Here is a 16178-nt window from a genome sequence, read left to right on the forward strand (position 1 = left end):
CGGCCGCGCGCCTCTTCGGCATCCCGCAGAATGGATGGCGGGAGGTGTGCCCGTGACGGACCGGTCCGGGCGCGGACGTCGATGCGGCCCCCTGGTCCGCTCCGCCCGCTGCTCGTGTCCGCCCTGCGCAACGGCCGGCGCACCCCGTGAGACGGCGTAGGAGAGAACGAGACCTGTGAGTGCTGCGACGACGAGAAGCCGTACCCCCGACCGTCTGTGCGCCGAGGCGGTGGAACTTGCCAGGGCGGCCGCCGAAGAGACCGCTGCCCCAGGGGTAGTGGGCGAGCACGTGTCCCTCGTCGCCGACGGGGACCGGGTCGTCACGCACTTCTTCGAATGCAAGGAGCCCGGCTACCGGGGCTGGCGCTGGGCCGTGACGGTCGCCCGCGCCTCCCGCGCGAAGGTCGTCACCCTCGACGAGAGCGTGCTGCTGCCCGGACCCGACGCCCTGCTGGCACCCGAATGGGTGCCCTGGAGCGAACGGCTGCGCCCCGGCGACCTCGGCCCCGGCGATCTGCTGCCCACCGAAGCCGACGATCTGCGGCTGGAGCCCGGCTACTCCGGTGAGGACGCCCCGCCGCCGAACTCCGTCCTCGCCGGGACCTCCCCCGACCTCGCCGAACGCGTCGAGGACGAGGACGCCGAGCTGACCGACCGGCGCCCCGCCGACACCTTCCCCAACGGGCGCGGCGCGATCGCCTCCCTCGCGGAGGAGCTGGGCATGCGGCGGGCCCGGGTCCTGTCGCGCTACGGGCTCCACACCGCGGCCGACCGCTGGGACGAGTCCTTCGGCGCGAAGACCCCGATGGCCCAGGCGGCCCCCGCGTCCTGTGTCTCCTGCGGGTTCCTGGTGCCGATCACGGGCTCCCTGTCCCAGGCGTTCGGGATCTGCGCGAACGAGTTCTCCCCGGCGGACGGGCGCGTCGTGTCCCTGTCGTACGGCTGCGGGGGCCACTCCGAGGCCGCGGTCATGCCGAAGCCTCCGCAGCCGGCGCCGCCGGTGCTGGACTCCGTCGCACCGGACGTGTTCTCGCTGCGCGACGAGGAGCCGGCGCCGGAGGACGCGGACCTGGGCCACGCCTAACGCCTCCCGCTGTGGGGCCTCGGGGGCGGGGCGCGCCGTTGGTGGCTTGTGCTGCATGTCCGGCCGCGGCCCGGTGGGTGGCTTCGCGCAGTTCCGCCCCCTATGCCTTCGGCAATGGGGGGACCCCCAGCGCCCCTTCTTGGGGCTGCCGCCCCTCCGGTGGTCGGGCCGGGTTACCCCGCGCCTACCCCACGGAGTGACGGGACTCGACCACCGGAGGGGATGTACCAAGCAGGGGCGGGGACACCATGAAGGGGCGCGGGGAACTGCGCGACAAGCCACTCGCCGGCCGCGGCCGGACACGCTACCGAAGCCACCAACGGCGCATCCCGCCCCCGCCCCGGGGCCCGGGGCCCGGCGCGGGAAACGGGACCCCGGGACCCCGGGACCCCGGGACCCCGGGACCCCGGGGCCCGAGGCCCGGCGCGGGAGGCGCCACGGTACCTTCGGCGCACCGACGACAGATGCGGAGTCACACCGTGAGCAGCGTGAGCGAAGCGGCGCCCGGCACCCCCGACCCCTTCGGCACCGCACGTCTGCGGCGCGGAGTCCTCGACGCCTGGGCCGCCGTGCCCGCGCGGTTCCGGGAGGACGCCAACGCGGAGGAGGACCTCGTCCTCGGCGGCTACCGCGACCGCCTCGTCGTCGAGCTGGCGCAGAACGCCGCCGACGCCGCGGCCCGCGCCCGCACCCCCGGCCGGCTCCGGCTGACACTCCGCGAGAACACGCTCGCCGCGGCCAACACGGGCGCCCCCCTGGACGCCGCCGGAGTCGAATCCCTCAGCACCCTCCGCGCCTCCGCCAAACGGGACGAGGCCCACGACAGCGGCACCGTCGGACGGTTCGGCGTCGGGTTCGCCGCGGTGCTCGCGGTCAGCGACGAGCCCGCCGTCCTCGGGCGGCACGGCGGTGTCCGCTGGTCCCTCGCGGAGGCCCGGGCGCTCGCGGAGGAGACGGCGGACCGGAATACCGCCCTCGCCGAAGAGCTGAAGCGCCGCGACGGTCACGTACCGACGCTCCGGCTGCCGCTGCCCGCCGAGGGCACCGCACCCGACGGCTACGACACCGTCGTCGTCCTCCCGCTCCGCGACGGCGCGGCCGCCGACCTCGTCGGGCAGCTCCTCCGTACCGTCGACGACGCCCTCCTCCTCACCCTCACCGGCCTCGCCGAGATCGTGATCGACACCCCGGACGGGGTACGGACCCTGACCCGCGCCGCCGACGGGCCGTACGTCCGCATCGAGGACACGGATCATTCAGGTGGCTCCGGGGACTCCGGACACGGCACCCGCCGCTGGCGGACCGTCAGCCACCACGGCGCCACCGACCCCGCACTCCTGAAAGACCGTCCGGTCGAGGAGCGGCTGCGCCCCTACTGGTCGGTGACCTGGGCCGTACCGGTGGACGGCGACGGCGCCCCCGTACGCCCGGCGACCGAACCCGTGGTGCACGCGCCGACGCCGACGGACGAGCCCCTCGGCGTACCCGCACTGCTCATCGCCTCCCTGCCGCTGGACACCGCCCGCCGCCACCCCGCGCCCGGACCGCTGACGGACTTCCTCGTCGAGCGGGCCGCGCAGGCGTACGCCGAACTGCTCGGCACCTGGGAGCCGGTGTCCACGGGCACGATCGACCTGGTGCCCGGCCCGCTCGGCAAGGGCGAGCTGGACGGTTCGCTGCGGGCGGAGATCCTGAAGCTGCTGCCGCGTACCGCGTTCCTGGAGCCCGCCGCGCCGCGCCCGGAAGCGCCGGAGGGCGAGGAGACGGGGCTGCCGGAGACCGACCGGCCGGGTGCGCTGCGGCCCGTGGAGGCCGAGGTGCTGGAGGGCGCGGGCGCCGACACCGTACGCGTACTGTCCGACGTCCTGCCCACCCTGCTGCCCGCTGGACTCGAACGGCGGGTGGAGCTGCGGACCGTCGGTGTGGCCCGGGTGCCGCTGACGGAGGCCATCGACCGGCTCGCGGGACTGGAGCGGGAGCCGGGCTGGTGGTGGCGGCTGTACGACAGCCTCGCGGGCGTCGACCCCGACCGGCTGACGGGTCTTCCGGTGCCGCTCTCCGACGGGCGTACCGTCATCGGACCCCGGCAGGTGCTCCTCCCCCTCCCGGACGCCGCCCCCGACACCCGGGACCGCCTCGCCCGTCTCGGGCTCAAGGTCGCCCACGCGGACGCCGCGCACCCGCTGCTGGAGAAGCTCGGCGCACTGCCCGCCTCCCCGCGCGCCGTACTGACCACCCCGCAGGTACGGGCCGCCGTCGCGGGCTCCCTGGAAGCGGGCGAGATCTGGGACGACAACGCGGCGGACGCCCTCGACGCCGACGAACTCGCCGACACCGTCCTCGCACTCGTCCGGGACGCGGAGCTGGAGCCCGGCGACGAACCCTGGCTGGGCGCCCTCGCCCTGCCCGACGAGGACGGCGAGACCGCCCCCGCGGGCGAGCTGGTGCTCCCCGGCAGCCCCTTCGCGGCCGTGATGCGGGAGGACGCGCTCGCCTGCGTCGACACCGAACTCGCCGACCGGTGGGGCGAGCAGCCCCTCGCCGCCTGCGGGGTGCTGGCGAACTTCACCCTGGTACGGGCCACGGACGTGGTCCTCGACCCGGACGAACTGGAGCCCCGCGACGGGGACTGGGCCGAACCGGACGACGCCGGTTTGCTGGACGCCGTCGACGTCTGGTGCGAGGACGTCCTCGACCGGCTGCCGGAGACCCCGGTCCCGCCGGTGGCCACCGAGATCGTGGCCGTACGCGATCTGGACCTGGTCGACGACGACTGCTGGCCGCAGGCCCTGGCGCTGCTCGCCCGGCCGCCGCTGCGGGACGCGCTCACCCAGCCGGTCCGGGTACTGCTGCCCGACGGGACGACCGAGACCGTACGGCCCTACACCGCCTGGTGGCTCCGCGACCATCCGGTGCTCGACGGCCGGCGCCCGGCGGGACTGCGCGCCGCGGGCGGCGACCCCCTGCTGGCCGGGCTGTACGAGGCGGTCGACGCGACCGGCTTCGACGATGCGCAGGTGCTGCGCGCCCTCGGGGTACGGACCTCGGTCGCGGCCCTCGTCGACGAGCCCGGCGGTGGCGCGGAACTCCTGGGCCGGCTGGCCGACCCGGACCTCCCGGTGCGCGCGGCACAGCTCCACGGCCTGTACTCCGCGCTGGCCGATCTGGACCCCGAGCAGGTGACGCTCCCGGACGAGCTGCGGGCGGTCGTCGACGGCGAGGTGCGGGTCGTGGACGCGGCGGACGCGGTCGTCGCGGACGTACCGGACCTGATCCCGCTGACCGGCGGACTGCCGCTGCTCCCGGTGCGCCCGGAGCGCGCCGCGGAGCTGGCGGAACTGTTCCAGGTACGGCGGCTCAGCGAGACGCTGTCCGCCGAGGTGACGACGGAAGGCGAGGAGCACGACGTACCGGAGGCGGTACGGGTGCTGCTGGGCCCGGCGACACCGCGGACGTACGTCGAGCACGAGGAGCTGGTCGCGGGCGGTGTGGAACTGGACTGGCGGCGTACGCCGGACGGGGTGATCCACGCGGCGACACTGGAGGGCGTGGCGGCGGGCCTGGCGTGGGCGGCGGGCCAGTGGCCGCGCCGCTTCGAGGTTGCGGCGCTGCTGGAGGACTCGTCCCGCACGGAGGAACTGGCCCGCGACCGCTGGTTCGACGGAGCGGCGCCTCCCGCTTGAGGGGGCGGGGGCGGGGCGCGCCGTTGGTGGCTTCGGTTGCGTGTCCGGCCGCAGGCCGTGGGTGGCTGGTCGCGCAGTTCCTCGCGCCCCCTCACGGCCCCTTCGCCCTTGGTCTGCGCAGGGCCTTTCAGGGAGCTGCCCGCACCCTGCGGGCAACGGCTCCTCCCCCGGGGCCCGGGGCCCGGCGGCCTCGGGCCATAGGGGAGACGGGAACCCCCGGGAAACCCCCCGAGCCACGCGCACGTGTGTTTGGTGGGTGACGGTGGGTTGGAACCCGCGCTCCGGCGTGATGGGGTGGCCGGGTGACCGCTCTCGCCTCAGCCGCCGCGGCTGCCGAGGAGTACGCCGCGCTGCTCAACAGGGTCCGCAGGGACCGCCGGGTGCTCGGGCTCGTTCTCACCGGGTCGCGGACCCGGGAGGAGTTGGCGACCGCGCACTCGGGCTATGACGTGTATCTCGTGGTCGAGGATGCCGCGCGAAGCGACACGCTGCCCGCCGCGCTGATCCGGCCGGACGTTCTGATCAATGTGATGGTGCTGCCGCTGGCGGAGTTCCGGGTGCATGCGCTGCCGGGCTCCGGGACCGAGTGGAACCGGTACGCGTTCGCGCATGCCAGGGTCGAGATGGACACGGCCGACGGGCTGATCGGTGATCTCGTCGCCGCGAAGGGGACCCTCGGACCGGACGAGAGCACCGCCCTCGCGCCGGAGCAGCTCGACGCCTTCCTCAGCAGTGCCTACCGCTCCCTGAAAGGGGACCGGGACGGCCAGCCGCTGGCGGCCGGGCTGGACGCGGCCGAGGCCGTGCCGTACTTCCTCAGCTATGTTTTCGCGGCCCATAACCGGGTGCGGCCCTACAACAAATACCTGGCCTGGGAGCTGCGGCACCATCCGCTCAGCCGCCCGGAGTGGTCGGCGGAGCGGCTGCTGCCGCTGCTGGGCGAGGTGCTGGGCCCGCAGGGTCCGGCGGCGATACGGCGGCTGGTCACCGGAGTCGAACCGCATGCCCGGGCCTGGGGCCACGGGCCGGTGTTCGACGCGTGGGGCGACGATCTGCCCCTGCTGCGGGGCGGGTGGGTCGGGGAGGCGTAGCCGCGGGGACCGGGCCCGCGCCCGACCGCTGGACGCGGGCCCGCCCCGGCTCCCCGGCCCGCACCGCCCCACCCCGGCCCGGCCCCCGCCCCGGTCCGCCCGGCCCGCAACAGAAGCCGCCCCCGGGCCCCGGCCCTACGCCGGCACTCTGCGGTCCACCACCCGCCAGGCCACCTCCAGCAGCAGCCCCGCGGCGGCCGCGATGCCCACCGCCGTCCACGGCATGGCCGTTCCCACCAGCCTCAGCGCGAAGAACTCCTGTAGCCACGGCACCACCAGCACGATCAGGAACCCCAGCCCCATCGTGGCGACCAGCGCGATCCGCCACCAGGTGTACGGGCGGGCGACGATCGCCAGCACCCAGAGCGCGACGAGGAACAGCGTGAGCGTTGCCGCGCTGGTCTCCGCGTCCAGCGCGTCCGTACCGCTGTAGTAGGAGCGGGCCAGGAGGTAGGTGGTGAAGGTGGCTGCCGCCGCGATGATCCCGGAGGGGATCGCGTACCGCATCACGCGCCGGACGAAGTGCGGCTGCGCCCGCTCCTTGTTGGGCGCCAGGGCCAGGAAGAAGGCGGGAACGCCGATGGTGAGGGTGGCGAGCAGGGTGAGATGGCGGGGGAGGAAGGGGTACTCCACCTGGCTGATGACGACCAGGATCGCCAGCAGCACCGAGTAGACCGTTTTGGTGAGGAAGAGGGTCGCGACGCGGGTGATGTTGCCGATGACGCGGCGGCCCTCGGCGACCACCGACGGCAGGGTCGAGAAGCTGTTGTTCAGCAGCACGATCTGGGCGACCGCGCGGGTCGCCTCGGAGCCGGATCCCATGGAGACGCCGATGTCCGCGTCCTTGAGGGCGAGGACGTCGTTGACTCCGTCGCCGGTCATGGCGACCGTATGCCCCCGGGACTGGAGGGCGCCGACCATATCGCGCTTCTGCTGCGGGCTGACCCGGCCGAAGACGGCGCCCGACTCCAGCGCCTCGGCCATGGCGTTGCGCTCGGTCGGCAGGGTGCGGGCGTCCACCGTGTGCTCGGCGCCGGGCAGGCCCAGTTTGGCGGCGACCGCGCCGACGGAGACCGCGTTGTCGCCGGAGATCACCTTGGCCGTGACGTCCTGGTCGGCGAAGTAGGCGAGGGTGTCGGAAGCATCGGGCCGGAGCCGCTGTTCGAGGACGACGAGCGCGGTGGCGCGGGCTCCCGCCGGGTCCTCCAGGGAGCCGGCACGGGCGAGCAGCAGCACCCGCAGCCCCTGCTCGTTGAGCTGGTCGATCTCGCCGAGGACGGGGTCACCGGGGGTGAGGAGCACATCGGGCGCACCCAGCAGCCAGGCGGAACCGTCCGCGCCCCCCGAGCTTCCCGGACCGTCCGCGCCCCCCGGACCGCCCGGTCCGCTCAAGCCTCCCGGTCCGCTCGGCCCCTCGGAACCCGGCCCGCCGGACCCGTCCGGTCCACCGGACCCACCGGACCCGTCCGGTCCACCGGACCCACCGGACCCGTCCGGTCCACCCGGCCCTTCTGCGCCTTCCGCGCCTACCGGCCCTTCCGCGAACCGCGCTCCGCTGTACTTGCGTGCCGAGGAGAAGGGCAGCGCGTCGAGGATCCGCCACCCCGGAGCATCCGGGTACGCCTCCGCGATGGCCTTCTGGGAGGCGTTGGGCCGGGGGTCGGCCGTGCCGATCGCGCCCAGCACCCGGGCCACGTAAGCGGGGTCCGCTCCGCCCAGCGGGCGTACCTCCGCGACGTCCATACCGCCCTCCGTCAGTGTGCCCGTCTTGTCGAGGCAGACGACGTCGACCCGGGCGAGGCCCTCGATGGCGGGCAGCTCCTGCACCAGGCACTGTTTGCGGCCCAGCCGGATGACCCCGATGGCGAAGGCGACGGAGGTCAGCAGCACCAGCCCCTCGGGGATCATCGGCACGATGCCGCCGACGGTCCGGGCGATGGAGTCCTTGAGATCGGCGTTCTTGACGACGAGCTGGCTGATGATCAGCCCGATCGCGGTGGGGACCATCATCCAGGTGACGTACTTGAGGATGGTGCTGATGCCGCTGCGCAGCTCGGAGTGGACCAGGGTGAAGCGGGACGCCTCCTCGGCGAGCTGAGCGGCGTACGCCTCCCGGCCCACCTTGGTCGCGGTGAACGCGCCGCCGCCCGCGACCACGAAGCTCCCGGACATCACGGGGTCGCCGGGGCGTTTGAGCACGGGGTCGGCCTCGCCGGTGAGCAGCGACTCGTCGATCTCCAGGCTGTCGGCCTCGACGACCTTGCCGTCCACGACGACCTTGTCCCCGGGGCCGAGTTCGACGAGGTCCCCGAGGACGATCTCGGAGGTGGAGATCTCGGCCGGTTTGCCGTCGCGGCGTACGGTCGGCTTCGCTTCTCCGATCACGGCGAGCCCGTCGAGTGTCTTCTTGGCCCGCAGCTCCTGGATGATGCCGATGCCGGTGTTGGCGATGATGACGAAGCCGAAGAGGCTGTCCTGGATGGGCGCGACGATCAGCATGATCGCCCAGAGCACACCGATGATCGCGTTGAACCGGGTGAAGACATTGCCCCGGATGATGTCGGCGGTGGAGCGGGAGGACCGGACCGGGACGTCGTTGACCTCGCCGCGCGCGATGCGCTCCGCGACCTGAGCGGAGCTGAGCCCGGCGGCGGGCGCGGGTGCGGGTGGCCGCACGGGATGCACGGGGTCGAGTTCGGATCCGGCGTCGATGGCCGGGTGGTCGGCGGGCCGCCGGTCGCCTGTGCCGTCTCTGCCGCTGGGGCGGCTGGGGCGGCTGGGGCCGTGGTCGTGGTCGTGGTCGGGTCCGTGCTCGTCCGGTTCGATCCTCGCCGACTGGGTCATGGTTCGTACGGTACGGCCGTGGGCGCGGGCCCGCCTCCCGCTGTGGATAACCCCGTTCGCGGGTGTCGCGCCCGTCGGCGGAACCTTCGCCCCACAGCCTCTACGGCACCGTCCGGACGGCTACGGCGTCCGCTTGCCGGGAGCCGCCGGGAGCCGCCGGGAGCCGCCGGGAGCCGCCGGGAGCCGCCGGGCCGCTCGGACACACGGACCCCGAAGCCCCCGCCCCCGCGGCTACGCGTCTTCGCGCGGAGCCTCGTCCTGCGCGTCCGCCGCCGCCCGCTTCAGTGCGGCATCGCGCCTGCGGACGTACCAGATGCCGATCAGCCCGAGCCCGCCACCGGCCAGGCAGGTCCAGACCCACCACATCAGATCGCGGTCGGCGAACCAGCTGTAGAAGGGGATCTGCACCAGGAAGAGGACGAACCAGATGATCGTGCCGCCGGTGATGGTGGCGACGACGGGCCCCTCCAGGGGCTCCGGTGCCTCGTGCCTGGGTGTCCACTTCGCCATGCGATCAGTGTAGGTGCGCCCTCCGGACGCCCTGCCCGGCCCCGCCCGGCCCCGAGCAGCCCCTGTGGCCGCCCCCGCGGGAACCCCGAGCCGCCTCGCGGCACACGCGGTCTACGCGCGGAGATAGCGCTATCGCCCTTATATGTTCATACTGAAACGGTTTGCTTCTGGCCGGTTCTCTTCGTATGAATCTCCAAAAGCAGTCAGGCTGAAGATCCGCACCGGAGTGAATTCCCCGATTCGCCCTGGTTCCCTGGTTCCCCCGATTCCGCTTGTTGAGGACCGCATGACCCCCTCGGCTCCCGCCGCCACCCCCGGAACCCCCGGCACCCCGCCGAAGGGGCCCGTCAGCGGCCTCGACCGGTACTTCCGCATCTCCGAGCGCGGTTCGTCCGTGCCCCGCGAGATCCGCGGAGGGTTCGCCACCTTCTTCGCGATGGCCTACATCATCGTGCTTAACCCGATCATCCTGGGCAGCGCGAAGGACATGTACGGCCATCAGCTCGAGGGCGGCCAGCTCGTCACCGCCACCGTGCTGACCGCGGCCTTCTCCACCCTTCTCATGGGTGTGATCGGCAATGTCCCGATCGCGCTTGCCGCCGGTCTCGGCGTGAACACGGTCGTCGCGCTCCAGCTCGCGCCCAAGATGTCGTGGGCCGACGCGATGGGCATGGTCGTCCTGGCCGGCTTCGTGGTGATGCTGCTGGTCGCGACCGGACTGCGGGAACGGGTGATGAGCGCCGTGCCGCGCAGTCTGCGCAAGGGCATCGCGATCGGTATCGGCCTGTTCATCATGCTGATCGGCCTGGTGGACGCGGGCTTCGTCTCCCGGATCCCGGACGCCGCCATGACGACCGTCCCGCTGACCCTGGGCACCGGCGGCCACCTCGACGGCTGGCCGGTCCTGGTCTTCGTCCTCGGCGCGCTGCTGACCCTGGTGCTGATCATCCGCAAGGTGCCGGGCGCGATCCTGATCTCCATCGTCGTGATGACGATCGTCGCCATGGTCATCGAGGCGGTGGCCAAGGTCCCGAGCTGGGGTCTGACCACCCCGAAGTGGCCCGGCAGCCCGGTCTCCACCCCCGACTTCGGCCTGGTCGGGGAGGTCAGCCTGTTCGGCGGTTTCGAGAAGGTCGGACTGCTCACCGGCACCCTGTTCGTCTTCACGGTGCTGCTGTCCTGCTTCTTCGACGCCATGGGCACGATCCTCGGCGTCGGTGACGAGGCCAAGCTCCTCGACAAGGACGGCAATCTGCCGGGTATCAACAAGGTCCTGTTCGTCGACGGCATCGCGGTCGCCGCCGGTGGCGCGACGTCGTCCTCGGCCACGACCTGTTTCGTGGAGTCCACGGCGGGCGTCGGCGAGGGCGCCCGTACGGGCCTGGCGTCGGTGGTCACCGGCGGTCTGTTCACGCTGGCGCTGTTCTTCACCCCGCTGGCGACGATGGTCCCCTCCCAGGCGGCCACCCCCGCCCTCCTCGCGGTCGGCTTCCTGATCCTGGCGGGCTCCATCCGGGACATCGACTGGAGCGACTTCACGGTCTCCGTCCCCGCGTTCCTGGCCATGGTGATGATGCCCTTCACCTACTCCATCACCAACGGCATCGGCATCGGCTTCATCGCCTTCAGCGTCCTGCGCCTGGCGTCGGGCCGCGGCCGTGAGGTGCCGATCGCGATGTACGTGGTGTCGGCGGTCTTCGTCTTCTACTACGCGATGCCGGCACTGGGCCTGGCGAAGTAGCGACGAGCACGAACAGAACGGCAGGGTCGCCCGGACCGTCCGGGGCGGCCCTGCCGTCTGCGTACCCCCTGGGCCGCCCGGGTGCGGGTACGGGCCCGGCTCAGGTGTCGCCGCCGGCCACGATCTGTCCAGCGCTTTGCGCCCACAGTTCCTCGAAGTGCCGGGAGAGCGTCGCCCCCGGCTCGCGGTCCCGTGGCAGCTCCAGATAGCCGCGGTCCTCCAGCTGATCGGGCTGGGCGGGGGAGAGCGTGCCGACGAAGCCTTGCAGGACCGTGCCGTCCATGCGGGCGAAGTGCATGTTCGGGGTGATGACATAGCCGCGGTACTCGAAGTTGCGGCGGACCCGGACCGGCCAGCCCGACACTACGGTCCGGATCCGCTCCTCCGATTCGGCCAGCTGGCGCCGCAGAGTGTCCGGCGGTACCTGCGGCCAGGGCAGGACCAGCGACGCCTGTTCGAGGACGCTGTCGCTGGAGGCCGAGGAGATCGCCAGGATGCGGATGTGGACCCCGCGCTTCGCGGCCCGCTCCATGGACTGGAGCAGGTCGACGGCGGAGACCTGGAGATTGCGGTACATGAGGAAGTCGGCGTTGTTCTCGGCGTCGTTGACGACCCGGTTGTAGAAGGGCGGCGTGTAGTAGCCGCGCTCCACCAGCCGGACCATCCGTTGCTCTCCGGCAGCAGCCCCGCGCAGGCGGTTCATCGAGTCCAAGGCCCGGCTGATCCCTTCTATTCGGCCGCACATCCGCACCAGTTCCTCGGCGAGGTTGCGGGCGTCCTGCTCGCCCTGCCGGAGGAATCCGGCAGCCGATCTGAGGTGGTCGGCCAGCGACTCCGTGCCGTACAGCCTGCGGAGCAGAGCCCGTTCCTCCGTCTGGGCGCGATGCACCGACTGCACCTTCACCAGCGTGACGACGGTGATGGTGAAGCCGACCGCGCCGAGTATCGTATTGCCGATTTCTAACCAGGACATGCACCTTCTCCTGTGCTGTCTGAGGTCGTCGGGGACCAAGGGGCCGGGTCCTCGGAGCGGTCAGCCCCGCAGCACGTCGATCGTCTGCCGGACCGCGCTCTCCTGCATGGCGGCCAGCGACTCCGCGGTGACTCCCGCGGTGTGCGGGCTCAGCAGCGCGGAGCCGCCCAGGGCCGTGGCCGTGCCGTCGGCGGCGAGTCCGAAGTCGTCGACGGCGAAACGCAGATCGGGACGGGCGGCGACGGTGTCCGGGAGGGCCGCGAGGTCGAAGATCTCCTTGCGGGCCGTGTTGACGACCAAGGCCCCCGGCGGGAGCAGCCCGAGCAGCCGGGGGCCGACGAGTCCGCGGGTGCCCTCGGCCAGGGGGAGGTGGATGCTCAGAACGTCGCTGCGGCGGAACACCTCCTCCAGCGGAGCCGTCGGCAGATCGGGATGGTCGCCGGGGGTACGGGTCCACACCAGGGGCTCCATGCCGAAGGCCCGCAGCAGGGGCAGCAGCGCCCGGGCCGTCGCCCCGGCGCCCAGCACACCCGCGCGCCGCCCGCGCAGTTCGACCGGAGGCTCGGGCATCCCGGCCCGGTCCTCACCGGTCAGGGCCGCCTGGTGCCCGGGCAGCGTGCGCTTGGCGAGGGCCAGGACCATCATCATGGTGTGCTCGGCCACGGAGACCGCGTTCGCGCCGGGCGTGGTCACCACCCGGACTCCGCGCTCCCGCAGCGCGGTCAGGTCCAGATGATCGGTCCCGGTGCCCACCGAGCCCAGCACCCGCAGCCCCGGGAGCGCATCGAGGACCCCGGCGCTTATGCGCTCCTTGACGCCCACGACGGCCGCGGACACCCCGGGGCCGAGGGCGGTCAGTTCGGTGATCGCCCGGTCCCGCCGGCTCGCCACCCGGACCTCGGCGAACGCGTCGCGGAGCAGCCCGAACGCCCCGGTGTTGCCGGGGAGGTCGGGCAGGGCGACGAAGACCGTGCCCGGAATCGTTCCGGATGTGCCGACGGCCGTCATAGTGATCCCCCGGATACGGAACGTGGCGGTGGCAGGCGTAACTCTGCTATGGCGGACCACTCTCCGTCCACCCCGTCGTATCGCCCCTTGGGGCGGTCGCCCGCGCGAGACGCCGGTCCAGCTCGCCGTCCAGTTCCTGTATCTCCGCCGGAGACAGGCGGTTGCCGCTCCGCGCGGTCGGTTTTGCCGGTTCGGCACGCCCGGCCGGGAGCGGCAGAGTCCCCGCGAGGCGGATCAGATAGGCGCGCAGCGACAGCCCCTCGGTCGCGGCCGCCGCGGTGAGCCGGTCCGCTGCTTCTCCGGGGATACGGATGTTTGCCTCAGGCACTGTCCTGCCCTTCTCCTGCCCGCGCCCCAAGGTAGGCGCCTGTGGTCGCTCCCGGGCCGCTTTTGCCGCATTGAGGTGCTGTCCGGGCCGTCGCCCCCCGCCGGTCCGTGCGGAGCGGATGTGCTAGGGTTCCTTGGCTGTAGTTGTAGCAACCATGAACCCGTGCGCCTGGCAGATAATGCGAGATCCACATCTTCCTCAGGCGCTTCGCTTGTCTCCGGCAGCTCCGGACGGGGCCTTGGCCTCTTGAGTCCGATCACCGGACGCGTATTCCGCTCAACGGGGTCCGCACCGTCGTGGTGCGGACCCCGTTCCGCGTTGTGCCGGGACATCGTGCCCAGGAAGCAGGAAGGCGGACACCGCATGTCCCGCAGGCCCCAGAAGTCGAATCGTCGTGCCCCTTCGGGCCCGCCCGCCGTGGCGGCGCCCAAGGATTTCAAGCTGCCCGAGTCGGTGACGCCGCCGTTGCCGGCCGTCGACGACTTCGCCGCTCTCGATATGCCCGAGGCGCTCCTCAAGACGCTCGCCGCGCAGGGCGTCACCTCGCCCTTCCCCATTCAGGGCGCCACCCTGCCCAATTCGCTGGCCGGGCGTGACCTGCTGGGCCGGGGGCGGACCGGCTCCGGGAAGACCCTGGCGTTCGGTCTTGCGCTGCTCGCCCGTACGGCCGGGCTGCGCGCCGAGCCCAAGGCGCCCCTCGCGCTGGTCCTGGTCCCCACCCGGGAGCTGGCCCAGCAGGTGACGGACGCCCTCACGCCGTACGCGACGTCCGTGAACCTCCGGCTGGCGACCGTCGTCGGCGGGCTGTCCGTCAACAAGCAGGCCGGTACGCTGCGGCGCGGCGCCGAGGTCGTCGTGGCGACCCCCGGCCGCCTCAACGACCTCGTCGAGCGCGGTGACTGCGTCCTCGGCGATGTCCGGATCACGGTCCTCGACGAGGCCGACCAGATGACCGACATGGGCTTCCTGCCGCAGATCACCAAGCTGATCCGGAAGGTGCGGACGGACGGGCAGCGGATGCTGTTCTCGGCCACCCTGGACCGGAACATCGACAAGCTGGTGCAGCAGTTCCTCACCGACCCCGTCGTGCATTCGGTGGACCCGTCGGCGGGCGCCGTGACCACCATGGAGCACCACGTCCTCCACCTCCAGGACGAGACCGACAAGAAGGCCGTCACCGCCCGGATCGCGGCCCGTGACGGCCGGGTGATCCTCTTCATCGACACCAAGCGGGCCGCCGACCGGCTCACCAAGCGGCTGCTGTCCGTCGGTGTCCGCGCGTCCGCGCTGCACGGCGGCCGCTCCCAGCCGCAGCGCACCCGCACCCTGGACCAGTTCAAGAACGGCCAGGTCACCGCGCTCGTGGCGACGAACGTCGCGGCCCGCGGCATTCATATCGACGATCTCGACCTGGTCGTGAACGTCGATCCGCCCACCGACCACAAGGACTACCTCCACCGCGGCGGGCGCACCGCGCGGGCCGGTGGCTCCGGCCGGGTGGTCACGCTGGTGCTGCCCGAGCAGAAGCGCGAGTTCACCCGGCTCATGTCGCACGCGGGCATCCGCCCCCGTACGGCCGCCGTCACCTCCACCGACGCCGAACTGGCCAACGTCACCGGTGCCAGGGAGCCCTCGGGTGTCGCGGTGACCATAGAGGTGCCCCTGCCCACGCAGCCGAAGGCGGCCCGTCGGGGCCGTCAGGGCGGCGGTGGCGAGTCCGGCGAGCGTTCGCGGCGCCGGCGCCCGCAGGGTGCCGCCGGGGGCGAGGGCGACGGTTCCGGCCGGTCCTCGCGCGGTTCCGGTGCGTCCTCCGCCGCGGGCGGCCGCGGTGGCCGTGGTTCCGGTACGGCTTCCGGTTCCGGCCGGTCGGGTACGGCTTCGGGGGCGGGCGGTCGCGGTGGCCGCGGTTCCGGTTCCGGAGCGGCTTCCACTTCCGCTTCCGGTTCCGGTTCCGGTTCCGGACGGTCCTCGCGCGGTTCCGGTACGGCTCCGGGCGCCCCGTCCGCCCGTGGCGGCGAGCGCCGCCGCGGCGGTGGCGGACGCCGCGGAACCGCGGGCTGACGGCCCCGGCGGCGCAGGGGAGGGGTTCAGGCCCGCCCGTAGAACTCCTCCGTCTCCTCCACCGCCACCTTGAACCGCTCGTCGAAGTCATCGCGAATGAGCGTCCGGACGACATAGTCCTGGACGCTCATTCCGCGTTTGGCCGCGTGCCCGCGGATGCGTTCCAGCAGGTCCGCGTCTATGCGCAGGCTCAGGACAGCTGATTTCCCACCGTTCATGCCGCCAGGGTTGCCCCACGGCCGCCGCCCCGGCGTCACTTTTCACGCGCTGATCACTCGTACGGGTGATGAGGGCTTGCCCCGCACCACCGCAAGTGCCTCTGCCGCCCGACTGGTATTTAGACAGAGTAATGAGTTATGCTAACAAACATGTCAGACCTGTCCCATGGTGACACCGGGGCCCCGCACGGCGGCGACGCCGACCAGGCCGCGGTGAACGCGCTGCGCTCGGCCGTGATGCGGCTGGGCCGACGGCTCAAGCACCAGCGAGTCGACGAGTCGCTGAGCCCCACCGAGATGTCGGTGCTCGGCACCCTCGCCCGCTGCGGCTCGGCCACCCCCGGGGAGCTGGCGCGGCGGGAGCACGTACAGCCGCCGTCCATGACCCGGATCGTCGCGCTGCTGGAGGCCAAGGGACTGGTCCGGCTGGAGCCGCACCCCGACGACCGGAGGCAGAAGGTCGTCAGCCAGACCGAGCAGGCCGAGGCCATGCTCGAAGAGAGCCGCAGCAAGCGGAACGCCTGGCTGACGGAGCTTGCCGAGGGTCTCGACGAAGACGAGTGGCAGAAGCTGCGCGCGGCCGCCCCCGTCCTGGAGAAGCTCGCCCACCTGTAACCGAGGCCGAGGAGGCGAACCC

General features: G+C 72.6%; 12 protein-coding genes. 6 read left to right on the plus strand and 6 right to left on the minus strand.

From position 1 onward, the window contains the following. The first annotated feature begins 175 nt into the window (after positions 1 to 175). From ACIQ9E_RS11995 to ACIQ9E_RS12005, 3 genes are all read left to right on the plus strand, one after another. Entirely contained in the window at positions 176 to 1084 is a 909-nt protein-coding gene (locus ACIQ9E_RS11995; protein WP_403705779.1) for a DUF3027 domain-containing protein, read from the plus strand. 464 nt (positions 1085 to 1548) lie between these two features. Then, entirely contained in the window at positions 1549 to 4767 is a 3219-nt protein-coding gene (locus ACIQ9E_RS12000) for a sacsin N-terminal ATP-binding-like domain-containing protein (RefSeq protein WP_403705782.1), read from the plus strand. 302 nt (positions 4768 to 5069) lie between these two features. Then, positions 5070 to 5858 carry a hypothetical protein gene (locus ACIQ9E_RS12005; RefSeq protein ID WP_403705785.1) on the plus strand — a complete coding sequence of 263 codons (789 nt, stop codon included), beginning with the start codon at positions 5070 to 5072 and terminating at the stop codon, positions 5856 to 5858. Between the two features lie 135 nt (positions 5859 to 5993). Here ACIQ9E_RS12005 and ACIQ9E_RS12010 read toward each other — a convergent pair whose 3' ends face one another. Together ACIQ9E_RS12010 and ACIQ9E_RS12015 are read right to left on the minus strand one after the other, a co-directional pair. After that, positions 5994 to 8702, minus strand: a complete 2709-nt coding sequence (locus ACIQ9E_RS12010; protein WP_403705788.1) for a cation-translocating P-type ATPase — start codon at positions 8700 to 8702, stop codon at positions 5994 to 5996. Between the two features lie 231 nt (positions 8703 to 8933). Continuing rightward, positions 8934 to 9212 carry a DUF2530 domain-containing protein gene (locus ACIQ9E_RS12015; protein WP_403705791.1) on the minus strand — a complete coding sequence of 93 codons (279 nt, stop codon included), beginning with the start codon at positions 9210 to 9212 and terminating at the stop codon, positions 8934 to 8936. Positions 9213 to 9498: 286 nt separating this feature from the next. Here ACIQ9E_RS12015 and ACIQ9E_RS12020 point away from each other — a divergent pair, with 286 nt between their 5' ends. Beyond that, positions 9499 to 10953: an NCS2 family permease gene (locus tag ACIQ9E_RS12020; protein WP_403705794.1), complete on the plus strand. Its 1455-nt coding sequence runs from the start codon at positions 9499 to 9501 to the stop codon at positions 10951 to 10953. Positions 10954 to 11053: 100 nt separating this feature from the next. Here the strand turns inward: ACIQ9E_RS12020 and ACIQ9E_RS12025 are convergent, their stop codons facing one another. The 3 genes from ACIQ9E_RS12025 to ACIQ9E_RS12035 are packed head-to-tail and all read right to left on the minus strand — an operon-like array spanning position 11054 to position 13262. Then, positions 11054 to 11926: a hypothetical protein gene (locus tag ACIQ9E_RS12025; RefSeq protein ID WP_403705797.1), complete on the minus strand. Its 873-nt coding sequence runs from the start codon at positions 11924 to 11926 to the stop codon at positions 11054 to 11056. 60 nt (positions 11927 to 11986) lie between these two features. Further along, a complete protein-coding gene (locus tag ACIQ9E_RS12030) occupies positions 11987 to 12934 on the minus strand; it encodes an NAD(P)-dependent oxidoreductase (protein ID WP_403705800.1) in 948 nt (315 codons plus the stop codon). 46 nt (positions 12935 to 12980) lie between these two features. Further along, positions 12981 to 13262: a hypothetical protein gene (locus ACIQ9E_RS12035; protein ID WP_403705803.1), complete on the minus strand. Its 282-nt coding sequence runs from the start codon at positions 13260 to 13262 to the stop codon at positions 12981 to 12983. Positions 13263 to 13625: 363 nt separating this feature from the next. On the opposite strand from ACIQ9E_RS12035, the gene ACIQ9E_RS12040 reads away from it, so the two are divergent. After that, positions 13626 to 15323 (plus strand): DEAD/DEAH box helicase, encoded by a 1698-nt coding sequence (locus tag ACIQ9E_RS12040; protein WP_403705805.1) that lies wholly within the window; start codon positions 13626 to 13628, stop codon positions 15321 to 15323. Positions 15324 to 15349: 26 nt separating this feature from the next. On the opposite strand, the gene ACIQ9E_RS12045 is transcribed toward ACIQ9E_RS12040, so the two are convergent. Beyond that, on the minus strand, positions 15350 to 15541 hold the full coding sequence (locus tag ACIQ9E_RS12045; RefSeq protein WP_403705808.1) for a ribbon-helix-helix protein, CopG family: 192 nt from the start codon (positions 15539 to 15541) through the stop codon (positions 15350 to 15352). A gap of 150 nt (positions 15542 to 15691) precedes the next feature. Between ACIQ9E_RS12045 and ACIQ9E_RS12050 the strand changes: the two genes are divergently transcribed. Continuing rightward, complete coding sequence (locus ACIQ9E_RS12050; RefSeq protein ID WP_403705811.1) at positions 15692 to 16156, plus strand: MarR family winged helix-turn-helix transcriptional regulator; 465 nt, start codon at positions 15692 to 15694, stop codon at positions 16154 to 16156. Positions 16157 to 16178 lie beyond the last annotated feature (22 nt).

The sequence above is a fragment of the Streptomyces sp. NPDC094448 genome (assembly GCF_044763775.1).
In the GTDB taxonomy this organism is placed as follows: Bacteria; Actinomycetota; Actinomycetes; order Streptomycetales; family Streptomycetaceae; genus Streptomyces.